Source organism: Nostoc sp. JL23, from assembly GCF_017115065.1.
In the GTDB taxonomy this organism is placed as follows: Bacteria; Cyanobacteriota; Cyanobacteriia; order Cyanobacteriales; family Nostocaceae; genus Nostoc; species Nostoc punctiforme_A.
Map to the genome: position 1 here is coordinate 22,127 of NZ_JABXKN010000043.1, position 11,708 is coordinate 33,834.

Here is an 11,708-nt window from a genome sequence, read left to right on the forward strand (position 1 = left end):
AAAGCCTTAAATTGAGTATATGTATTCAGTTTAAATATAAGCTGTAGAAGTGTGGTGTCCAGAAAAAAAGCCAGTCAGATTACTCAAGTCTTGAAGAGTCAGCAGAGAGCTAAAGAAGCTTTTAGCGTAGTACCAAGACTAACTACTCGTCGCTACGCACTCATAGCATTAATCCTCTGCTTGATAATTGTTGCTTGCACTAACACATATCAATCCTCCCCTTCCCCACTTAATAAGTTATCCAGTGAAACTACCGATTTAAGGATTTGGTGGGATAAAGGTTTTACTCAGGAAGAGGATGAAGCTCTCAAGCAACTAGTTAGCGAGTGGGAAAAACAAACTGGCAACAAAATCAAGCTTTCTTTATATTCCACAGATGAGCTAACACGGAAGATTCAAAGAGAAATTCAGGCTGGCAACTTGCCTGATATTGTTACCAGTTATACTGCCGATCGAGAACTTATTCCCCGTTTAAGTTGGGAAGGCAAACTAGCAGATGTATCAGATATAATTGAGCCACTTAAAAGTTTTTACCCTGAAAAAATTCTAAAAACTGTTCACTTTTATAACAATGTTACTCAAAAGCAAAGCTACTATGCTTTGCCAATGAGCCAAGCAACTATTCACATTTTCTACTGGCGAGATTTGCTAAGGCAAATAGGTCGTAAAGAAAGTGATGTACCAAAGGATTGGGATGGTTTTTGGGAGTTTTGGAAAAAAATACAGGATGACTTGCGGACAAAAGAAATACCAAATAAAAAACAGAATATTTATGGGTTAGGGTTTACCTTCGGTATTAGTTCTGCTGATACATACTACTTGTTTGAGCAGATTTTAGAAGCATACGATGTGCAAATTTTAGATGCTATGGATAAACTCCTTCTTGACGATCCGAAAGTGCGTCAAGGTATTATTAACAGCTTAAAATGGTACACAAACTTTTATCAGCAAGGCTACGTACCACCAGATGCTGTAAATTGGTTGAATCCAGACAATAATCGTAGCTTGCTTAATCAAAGCGTAGTTATGACTCCTAACAACTCGCTTTCAATTCCTGCTGCTGTGAGGCAAAACCTTGATAAATATTATCAAAAGCTTGGTATCTTAGAGTTTCCAAATAAACCTAATGGCTTGCCAATGCGCTACTTAATTACGGTTAAGCAAGTGTTTTTATTTGCCGATTCTAAGAAACAGAAACTAGCTAAGGAGTTTCTTGCATACTTAATACAACCAAAGGTGATGGGGAATTATCTTAAGGCTTCTGGAGGTCGTCATTTACCAGTCTTAACATCGGCGTGGGAAGATCCTTTTTGGAAAGATTCAAAAGATCCCTATCTTTCGACTGCCGTTAAGATATTTCTCAATAGAGAAACTCGCCCATTTGATTTTGTCCAAAACCCAGCTTATAGCTTGGTTTTGAAAGATAATGTCTGGGGTAAGGCGATCAATCAAATTGTTCTAGATAAAATTGCTCCAGAGCAAGCAGGTGATGAAGCGATCGCACGAATTAAGCAAATTTTTGACCAATGGCAGTAAGCTTTTACAAAGATGACATTTAAAACAAAAGCTAGTCAAATTGTTAAAGGCTCTCAGAATTGGGCACAATATCACCATTATCGCAGATATGTGTTCATCGTATTGACACTCAGTTTGATAATTATTGCTTGTACTAACACCCCCAAATTAAAACAATCTTCAATCACCCATTCCCCTACTGACAACAGGGTTTTAAAGATTTGGTGGGATAAAGGATTTACTGTCGATGAGGATGAAGCAATCAAGCAGTTGGTAAGCAACTGGGAAAAACAAACTGGTAATCAAGTCAAGCTTTCCTTTTATATCGGCGATGAGTTACCGCAGAAAGCGCGTAGGGCCATTCACGCGGGTAATCCACCCGATATCATGATGAGTTACGGCGCTGAGAGAGCGTTGAATCCGCATTTGGCTTGGGAAGGGAAACTAGCGGATGTAACGGATGTAATTGAGCCAGTCAAAAATCTTTATCCTGAATATGCTCTGCAAGCTGTTAATTATTATAATAATGCTGCAAAAAAGCGAAGTTACTATGCAGTTCCAATTAATCAGGCAACGGTTCATATTTTCTACTGGCGAGACTTGCTAGAGCAAATAGGTCGCAGCGAAAGTGATATCCCCAAAGATTGGGATGGTTTTTGGCAGTTTTGGAAACAATTACAAAACGATGTGCGGTCAAAACAGCAAAAACAGCATATTTATGGGCTAGGTTTTCCTTTTTCTACTGGAGCTTCAGATACCTATATCTTTTTTGAGCATATTTTAGAAGCATACGATGTGCAAATTCTCGACTCAGAAGGTAAACTCCTGATCGACGATCCAAAGGTCAGACAAAAAATTGTCCAAGCATTAGATTGGTATACCAAATTTTACCAACAAGGTTATGTGCCACCAGATGCACTCAATTGGTTAAATCCAGATAATAATCGCAGCTTGCTCAACCGTGTGGTGATGATGACTCCTAACAACACTCTCTCAATTCCTTGCTCTGTGCGCCAAGATCCCGACACCTATCGTCATAAGCTTGGCATCTTAAGATTTCCCAACAAACCCAACGGCAAGCCAATGCGTTATCTACTCACACTTCGGCAAGCAGTTTTGTTTGCCGATTCCCAACAACAGAAAAAAGCTTTGGATTTTCTTGCATATCTCACCCAATCACAGGTGATAGGTAAGTATCTGAAAGCTGCTGGAGGCTGTAATTTACCTGTCATCAAGACACTTTGGCAAGACCCATTTTGGAAAAACCCAGCTGACCCACACGTTTCAACTGCGGTCAAGACGGTAACGGAAGGTTCAACGCGGTTGTTTTATTATGTCCAAAACCCAGCATACAGCGTAGTGTTAGAGGAGAATATCTGGGGAAAAGCTCTTAATCGAATAATTGGAGATAAAATTTCTCCAGAGCAAGCAACTGATGAAGCAATTAAGCAGATCAAACAAATTTTTGCTCAATGGTAATCAATAATTATTTATATTAACTAAAGGAATAACCTATCTGCATGAATAATAAAAAAGATAAATATCTTTAGAATAAGAAACAAGTTGTAAATATATGAACTTCTGGAATAAGCACCTAACTATTAAAGTTGCCAGTTCCTTCTTATTCCTATCCTTGGTAACTGTAGGTGTAGTAGGAGGATTTGCTTTTCTCAATGCGAGGGAAGCTTTGAAGCAAGCTGCTTTTGAACGACTCAGTGCTGCTGCCACTCTGAAAGAGGAAGAAATTACCCGTTGGTTTGAAGACCAAGAACGAGACTTTCTCTTAGTAACTCAGTTTCCAGACGTACAAAATAATTTTCAAATCCTTTTAAATTCCAAAGTTGCCGACGCAAATTATCGTAAAGCTTATAAAGTTCTCTCAGATTATCTCACAAATATGGCTAAAATCAAGCCAAGTCTGGGAGAAATTTCCATTCTTGACCGGAGCAATCGGATTATTTTATCTACTAATAAACAGCGTGAAGGTCAATATGAAATTTCAGCTAACATCACCTATATTGAACAGATTCAGGCAGGAGACTCTTTTGCCCCCATCTTTTATGTCTCACCGATTACTGGTAAGCCATCAGTTACTTTTGCAACCCCTCTACGTGATGCAGCCAAGGTACGTCAAGGTGTTCTTTTAGCCGATCTAAATTTAGGCAGAATAGATCAAATTGTGCGAGAACGTACAGGCTTAGGTAAGAGTGGAGAAACTTATTTGATTGGTTCTTTAGTAACTAAAAACGCTTTTATTTCTAAAGATAAAAATAAAACACCGGACTTTTCTCAAGGAGTTAGCAGCCAAGGTATTGATGCAGCAATGGGTGGAATTAGTGGTCAAGGACTTTATCCAAACTATGCTGGAGTGTTAGTAATTGGGGTATATCACTGGCTCAATGACCAAGACCTAGCCTTAATGGTGGAGATGAACCAGGAAGAAGCCTTTGCGCCAGCTCGACGATTAGCAGGGACGATGATGCTAGTGGGATTCTTATCAATGGGATTTCTATTGATTGGAGTGTCTTGGCTAACACGACAGTTAAAAATCTCTGGCGAACAGTTAGAGAATTACAGCCATAGATTAGAACTAAAAGCCAAAGAAGCCGAAACTGCCAACCGTGCCAAAAGCGAATTTCTCGCAAATATGAGTCACGAACTTCGTACTCCTCTTAACAGCATCCTTGGCTTTACTCAGCTAATGACCCGTGATTCTTCTATCAATGCTTCTCAGTTGGAACATTTAGAAATTATCAGTCGCAGTGGAGAACATTTGCTAACCTTGATTAATGATGTGTTGTCAATGTCCAAAATTGAGGCGGGTTTAACGACACTGAACAACAATAGCTTTGACTTGTACACTCTACTTGATTCACTTGAAGAGATGTTTCAAATTAAAGCGGAATCCAAAGGTTTACAGTTGATGTTTGAACGTAGACCGGAAGTTCCTAGATATGTGCATACAGATGAAAGTAAATTGCGTCAAATCTTAATTAACCTCCTTGGTAATGCTATCAAATTTGCTCAAGAAGGTGGCGTGAGTTTGCGAGTTAGGATGAAGGAAGAAAGTAAACTACAGCAACAAGAAAGGACACAAGTAATAAAAAACTCCCGCCCTTCATTCTTCTGGCTTCATTTTGAAGTTGAAGATACCGGGACAGGGATTGCACCTGCCGAAATTGAAAAGTTGTTTAAACCCTTTGTTCAAACGAAAGCAGGCCAGAAATCTCAGCAAGGAACAGGTTTAGGTTTAACCATCAGCCAACAATTTGTACATCTAATGGGGGGAAGTATTACTGTTAGCAGTACTTTGGGTCAAGGAACAATTTTTTCTTTTGATCTCCAAATTAGTTTAGCAGAAGTAGCTGAAGCTCCAATTCGACAGCTAAAACGACGAGTAATTGGTTTAGAGCCTAATCAACCAAAATACCGAATCTTAGTAGTTGAAGATAAATGGGAAAATCGCGAACTCCTAGTCAAGATGCTAGTATCCCTTGGCTTCGAGGTACGTCATGCTGAAAATGGTCAAGAAGGGGTGACTCTTTGGGAAACTTGGGAACCACAACTGATTTGGATGGATATGCGGATGCCTGTAATGGATGGGTATGAAGCTACTAAACAAATTAGAGCTACTTTAAAAGGTCAAGCTACTGTCATTATTGCCCTAACTGCTAGTGCTTTTGATGAGGAGCGCTTTGTGGTTTTATCGGCTGGCTGCAACGATTTTGTACGTAAGCCGTTCCGAGAGGAAGTAATTTTGAATATGATGTCTAAATATTTAGGGGTGCGCTATGTATATGAAGAGAAACCCCTTCAAAAAGACGAATTTGCCGAAAATTCCGACCTTAAAATTTTATCATTAGAAGAGATGCTGGCTCAGATGCCCACTGAGTGGGTAGCACAGCTCCACCAAGCGGCACTGTGTACTGATGAAAAGCTGATTTTTAGCTTGCTGGAGCAAATTCCTGAAGAATCTGCTCTTTTGACAAACACTTTGTCTGATTGGGTTAATAACTTTCGCATTGATAAAGTTATTGATTTAACACAATCGTAAAAAATGATTTTTGAATCAGAATTCAGAAGTCAGAATTCAGAAGTCAGAATTTAGGAGCCAGAACAAGAAAGTGGGGGATTGATATGATGTCCGCTTGATTACTTATTAAACGCATCTGGCGTGTGGGGTGCAATGACTGTGGAAATCATAACTAATTAGCCAGACTTGATATGAGATCCGCCACTAATTAAACATCACTAAATCTTCGTGTCGTGAATGCACCGAAAGATTTAGTGAGGATCTTACAGCACTTCCGGCGGCTATGAGGTACATCCTCAAAGCTGAAAGCTATGACAGGAGAGGGGTAAGAGGAAATTTGTATTGCATAACAGACGCAAGTGCTGTAAACCCATTCATTAGTCGGACTCTAACTCAATTCGGAATTCTGATTTCTGACTCCTGAATTCTTTTTTAAAAAATTAGTTCTAATAAATATGGATAACCATCAAGTTCAGCTACCAAAAGCAAATATTCTTGTTGTTGATGATACACCCGATAATCTGAGACTTTTATCCGCTATGCTAACTCAGGTTGGCTATGAAATTCGGAGAGTTATTAACGGACAAACGGCTTTGAAAACAGCACAAGCTGCACCGCCCGATTTAATTTTGCTTGACATCATGATGCCAGAAATGAATGGTTATGAAGTCTGTCAACATTTGAAAGCCTCAGAGAAAACCCGCGACATTCCGGTGATTTTTATTAGCGCCTTGGATGAAGTTTTTGACAAAGTTAAAGCTTTTGCTGTCGGGGGAGTGGATTATATTACCAAACCTTTTAGTGAAGAAGAGGTTTTTGCCCGTGTAGAAAATAACTTGACTATCCGAAGGTTGCAAAAACAACTGACCCAGCAAAATATACTTTTGCAGCAGGAAATTAGCGATCGCCAAAAAGCAGAATCAGCACTGCGCCTCAGTCAGTTTTATCTAGATAAATTTAAGGATTCTATCTTTTTTGTAAATTCTGATGCCCAGCTTGTTTACGTGAATGAAGCCGCCTGTCGTCATCTTGGCTACTCCCGCGCACAATTGCTGACCATGACTGTTTACGATATAAATCCAAATTTTTCGACCGTTGCTTGGCGATCGCACTGGGAGGAAGTTAGACAGAAAGCCTCTCTCACTTTTGAGTCTACTCAACGAACTCAAGATGGTCAGGATATAGCCGTGGAAATAACTGTCAATTATCTGGAGTTAAACGGACAGGAGTACCATTGTGCTAGTGTCCGCGATATCACATCCTATTAACACCATTTCAGAAAGCCGCTACAGTGTTTTGTATCAAAAATTATGTCATTGAATAGGTAGTCTGACATTGCTGGAAGAGAGCTTTAGTCTAGACTTCTAATCCAAAATTGCTAACACAGGTGGGAAAAGAGATTTTTCTGACGTTACTGACATTTTTTACATAAATTAATAAAAGTTTGACGGCAAAATTCCTGACAAATTATGACTTTTTCATGCTGTTAAAAGTAAGTGATTCACTTAAATTAAAGGTATGGTCAAAGTAAACTTCAATCCAAAACCTTAAGAACGTCTAATAAGTAGAAGCAGAATGGAAAACCCCAACAGCAACGGGTTCTTCTGATTTGCATTTTACATTTTATTATGTCCTCCTACTGAGTTGATTATGTGGATTGAATTGAGCCGGTGAGTAAAAGGGTATTGCCCATTGCAACTATAGCGTTATTACCTCTGATATCTGACAGATAGTGACAGCATCAAAAATCAAGCAAAGAGATGCTTTGTAGTGTATCAAGCCTGTAAAGTATGCCCAAAAAATAAACTTGAGGAAAGAAAATAAGATGCGAAAAAATAGTATAAACCAAGATTTTATCCCGCCTGAAAAAGCAATTTATCGCTGTATTCAGGCATCTGAGCAAGGAAATACTGATCGGGTAAGCAACAACTCTTTGACTGTAGAAGATGTTACTACTGATTTAGACATTCAGAGTCATTCACTACCAGTAAAACAGGAAGTCAGGCATCTATTGTTTAGCACCTCAGTTAAGAAGGATCTAAATGAACAGCTAGCATCCTTAGTTGCCCAAGCCCGTAGACATTCACCTGGAAGCCCTCAACGTCAGAAGCTGCTCACGCAAATTATTCGTTTGACACAAGGTAAACTCTGGAAGGAAAATACTCCCTACTATCAAGACGCACTGCAACAAACTTGGTTATATTTCTGCCGCAACGTTTGTGATGGTCTGACAGGTCAAGCCTATGACTCCACTCAAGGTAGTGTGATTACTTGGTTAGATGCTTACCTAAAACGCAGACTACAAGACTTTTATGTCAACCAAAACCGGGAAAAAGCCACAACAGTCTCCTTTGGGGTTCGTCAGTCTAAGTCGGGTGAGATTGGTGAAACTATTGACCCGATAGATAATATACCAGCTACCCCCCAAGCGCCTCCCATTTTGGAAAACCTGGAGATATGGGTGGAGACAGACTCGGATATGGAACTACGTAGTACTCACATTAAAGGGCGTCCAGACGTAAATTGTCAGGTATTAATTCTCAAACGCTTACCCCCGGAAGTTAGCTGGAAAGAATTATCTAAAGACTTTGGGCTGTCAATTGCGACATTAAGCAGTTTCTATCAACGTCAGTGTCTACCACGCTTGCGGAAATTTGCTGAGGTAGAGGATTTATTCTAAACTAGACTTTCACTACAGGAAGGTGGCTGACAAAATTTCAGATACTAGCAGCAAAGCAATATTTCAGCAGATAACCTAGTACCGCAAGGCGGAAGTCAAAAGTCAAAAGTCAAAAGTCAAAATGAATACAGCGTAAGAGTTTCGTTGATTTGGAATGGGTGGTTTATTTACGCCGTGATGTACTATAAAGGCAGTCTAGGAGAAATATTGATTTAGATTTTATTTATTCACCGAAACTCTTTGAACAATGAGTGCTGAGTAAATAGTGCATTCTTTCTAAGAACTAAAAATTTGTAATTTTATTTGGGTTGCAGATACAATCGTTGTCCTACTCATGGGTAATGTAGTAATTGCTGTGAAGTCACTGAACAGTGTTTTTTATACTCGAAAGTCACCATCCCCAATCCTAAAACAACTATTAATGCCCAACCGAACGCGCCTAGAAAAAATAATCTTTGAAATCTAGCTGCTTTTTGCTCTTGAACTAGTCGAGCTTTAACTTCTTTAGTTCGTTCTGCTTCTAACCATGTCTCAACTTCTCGCCGATCGCATTCTTGGCTAGCTGCTAAAAACTGATAATCTAAATCACTCAAACTTTTGCCTTGTGACCAAGCTAGAGCTTCATGTAAAGCTGTCCCGCGTAATAGTCGGGAATTATCACAGCGATCTGAGGCTACCCAAGCATTGAATGCTTGGGAGTAGGGTCGTAATTTTGCTAATTGTTTTTCTACCCAAGTTTGGTTAAAAACCTCTTCATAAATCCGATTCTTCACTATTAATTGCCCTTGCTGCTTGGTTACTAACCCCGACAAGAGCAGTTCTATTTGTTCTTCTCCATCATCACTAGCTATCTGAATTCCTTGTAAAATTTGCTGGTACAATCCTAGTAAACCTCCAGCGCGCTGTTCATTAATCAGCAGGCGATCGCGGATTGTTTTCAAATGCTCTGGATCATCTTTTGCTTCCCATTTCTCAATAATATGGGTTTGCACTAGTTTTTCTAAAATTAATAAGGGAAATTGGTAATAAAAATTTATCAGATGTTGATTAATAATCGGTAAATGGTTATCTAATTTATAACGCTCATCAACTTCTATACTTCTGTGTTCTTCAACATTTTTGCTTCCACAGGTTCTTTCTTGCACTACTATCTGACATAGCTTTTGAGTCAAAAATGGCTGACCATTTGTCCAAGCTAAAATTTCTTTGAGAACTGCCATTGGATTAGCTACTTTACTTTCTAAACCTGCCGCTAATGGCTGAACTTCCGATAAATTAAAGCCGTGTAGTTCAATAGATTTACCAATATTAAATGGGGTACAGTTGCGATCGGCAATCAAATCTGAAGGGGTTGCGACTCCGAACAGCGCCCAAGTTAGACGGTTATATTCTGCATTTTCGGCTCGTTGATTGTAGCATGAGCGAATTAAAGTAAAAAAATCTACTACCGGAAAATTTAAACCTAAAACGCTATCAATTTCATCAATAAAAATAAATATTTTTTCAGTTTTTAGTTCAACTAACAAAATATCTTCAACAAACTGGCTCAATCGCTGTAATGCAGGTAAATCTTCACGCTCCGACCACCAGGCTTTTATATTAACTTTGCTAAAGAGATTAAAGCTCCTTAATAAGTCAACTACTATGCCCTTATACCATTGAGCAGGAGTAATATTGCCGTTACCGATGCGAGTCATATCGATAGAAGCACAACTGTAGCCTGCTTGTTCTAATCGATGCCTCGTTTGTAACCGCAAACTAGATTTACCCATTTGTCGGGAACTAAATACATAACAAAATTCCCCTTGAATTAAAGCATTATAAAGTTCAAAGTCAGCCTGCCGTTCTACATAGCTAGGAGCATCGACTTTGAGACTACCGCCAATTTGATATTCGTATTTATTCATAGCGTTTAAGTTAATTGCTCTCGGAAATACAGCTGATATAACTCACAGCTAGGCATTGCCTGATTTCCTTCAAGTTTTACCAGACCCATACTTTCTAATTTATAAGCAGCGATCGCTTCTAGTTGTACACTTGTTGGAGAAGTAACTACCCGTTTGAGTGCGATCGCTAATTCGGGATGTTCTTGGAGATTTGCAAGATGATGCCGTAAATAGTTGCTGTAGATACCCGCAATTGTGGGAGCCTCTTTTAATAGCTGCTCTAGGGTTACTGTTTGATGTCCCAAATTATAAAGAGCGAGACGAACTAGATAGGGATGACCACCAATCATCGCTAGTAAAGGAGCCAGCTTTTGTAATCCTGTCTCACTTTTGGCCCAATCCAGTCCATGACGCACCGCCAATTCTTGCATCTGCTCTAAACTAAATTCTGGTAATTTAATTGGTAGTCCCACATTGAAAGGGGATTGATTGATATCTAACGGGATATAAGCTTCAGTGGCATGAACTACTATTAGTCGGAGTTTTCGCCAGATTTCTAATTCGGAAGCATCTTCATACCAAGAACGCAGTAGCGGCAGAAAATCCCTAGAGATTTCTGGATACTCAAAAATTCGATTTACTTCATCCAAAGCTAAGACTACCGGAGCGTCGATTTTTTCTAGCAAGTACTCCTGTAAATACAATGTGCAGCTAACTTTGCTACCAATATCCTCATCCCAATAATCATCTAGTCTGATTTCTAGGTTCAACTGCCGACTGACGTTAGCACAAAACCAGCGTAAGAATTTTTCTAAGCTAGTGAAAACTTGACTATCTGCTCTTTGCAAACCAATCTGTACAGTGTGTACCCCAGTCTGTTTAGCATGAGTAAGAATTCTGTGCATTAGGGATGTTTTTCCCATTTTGCTGGGAGCTTTGATTCTGATTAGACTTCCAGGTTTGTTGATTTCTGTATATGTGCGTTCTTCAATTGGCGGACGCTCTATGTAAAAAAAGGAATTTAGGGGCACTGAGCCACCAGGAATTTCTAAGAAGTCAGGGTTAAGGTCTAGGGTTTTTCTCTCGTCTTGCTTTTCAATTACTAAAGAAGACCCTGAGATCGCATCTTTGGCTCTGCTTGTTGGCTGAGACTGCTTCAAGACTGCTGGCATAGGTTGTAGTTTTTCTGACAAAAGGCTATTTTGCGTAGGCAAAACCCGTTGGAGGCTTCGCCGTCTCAATACTGAGCGAAAATTACTTTTTGTCACCTCCTCCCCAAAAGCTTGTGAAAGTAACTTCCATAACTTAGAACCAACATCTTTTATATAATTGGCATCATAACCACAGCTTTCGGCGATATCTGGATAAGTTTTTCCTTCCCAAGCTTGACGAAATATTATTTCCTGAACATCACTTAAGCCATGTTCAAGAAATGTATCTAAAATTACTAGCGCTTCTTCTATATTCATTTGTAAAAAGAATAAACTTTGTTTTAAATAAGACTGTAGCGGAATTTTTCATAGTTTTTTCCTTATTTACTAGGACTTACGCATTGACAAAAAATATCACCTATGGAATCTATAGATGCTAGATA

Annotated in this window: 7 protein-coding genes; 5 read left to right on the forward strand and 2 right to left on the reverse strand. The window is 39.2% G+C overall.

What is annotated here, in order from left to right; translation table 11 throughout:
• Positions 1-54: 54 nt before the first annotated feature.
• The 5 genes from HWQ42_RS09050 to HWQ42_RS09070 all read left to right on the forward strand — a co-directional run bounded on the left by HWQ42_RS09050 (position 55) and on the right by HWQ42_RS09070 (position 8,228).
• The gene (locus HWQ42_RS09050; protein WP_292811140.1) at positions 55-1,536 is read left to right on the forward strand and encodes an ABC transporter substrate-binding protein; all 1,482 of its coding nucleotides are present in this window, start codon (positions 55-57) and stop codon (positions 1,534-1,536) included.
• A gap of 12 nt (positions 1,537-1,548) precedes the next feature.
• On the forward strand, positions 1,549-2,994 hold the full coding sequence (locus HWQ42_RS09055) for an ABC transporter substrate-binding protein (protein ID WP_292811142.1): 1,446 nt from the start codon (positions 1,549-1,551) through the stop codon (positions 2,992-2,994).
• A 94-nt stretch (positions 2,995-3,088) separates the two neighbouring features.
• Positions 3,089-5,569 (forward strand): ATP-binding protein, encoded by a 2,481-nt coding sequence (locus tag HWQ42_RS09060; protein WP_292811144.1) that lies wholly within the window; start codon positions 3,089-3,091, stop codon positions 5,567-5,569.
• Between the two features lie 434 nt (positions 5,570-6,003).
• Positions 6,004-6,816 carry a response regulator gene (locus HWQ42_RS09065; protein ID WP_292811146.1) on the forward strand — a complete coding sequence of 271 codons (813 nt, stop codon included), beginning with the start codon at positions 6,004-6,006 and terminating at the stop codon, positions 6,814-6,816.
• A gap of 743 nt (positions 6,817-7,559) precedes the next feature.
• Positions 7,560-8,228 (forward strand): sigma-70 family RNA polymerase sigma factor, encoded by a 669-nt coding sequence (locus HWQ42_RS09070; RefSeq protein ID WP_292811151.1) that lies wholly within the window; start codon positions 7,560-7,562, stop codon positions 8,226-8,228.
• Between the two features lie 332 nt (positions 8,229-8,560).
• Here HWQ42_RS09070 and HWQ42_RS09075 read toward each other — a convergent pair whose 3' ends face one another.
• Together HWQ42_RS09075 and HWQ42_RS09080 are read right to left on the reverse strand one after the other, a co-directional pair.
• The gene (locus HWQ42_RS09075) at positions 8,561-10,135 is read right to left on the reverse strand and encodes an AAA-like domain-containing protein (protein WP_292811147.1); all 1,575 of its coding nucleotides are present in this window, start codon (positions 10,133-10,135) and stop codon (positions 8,561-8,563) included.
• 5 nt (positions 10,136-10,140) lie between these two features.
• On the reverse strand, positions 10,141-11,583 hold the full coding sequence (locus tag HWQ42_RS09080; protein WP_292811149.1) for an AAA-like domain-containing protein: 1,443 nt from the start codon (positions 11,581-11,583) through the stop codon (positions 10,141-10,143).
• Positions 11,584-11,708 lie beyond the last annotated feature (125 nt).

Bases quoted from the DNA above. Each gene is read 5' to 3' on its own strand.
- HWQ42_RS09060 (WP_292811144.1), top strand. From the start codon at position 3,089: ATGAACTTCTGGAATAAGCACCTAACTATTAAAGTTGCCAGTTCCTTC.
- HWQ42_RS09065 (WP_292811146.1), top strand. From the start codon at position 6,004: ATGGATAACCATCAAGTTCAGCTACCAAAAGCAAATATTCTTGTTGTT.
- HWQ42_RS09055 (WP_292811142.1), top strand. From the start codon at position 1,549: ATGACATTTAAAACAAAAGCTAGTCAAATTGTTAAAGGCTCTCAGAAT.
- HWQ42_RS09075 (WP_292811147.1), bottom strand. From the start codon at position 10,135: ATGAATAAATACGAATATCAAATTGGCGGTAGTCTCAAAGTCGATGCT.
- HWQ42_RS09080 (WP_292811149.1), bottom strand. From the start codon at position 11,583: ATGAATATAGAAGAAGCGCTAGTAATTTTAGATACATTTCTTGAACAT.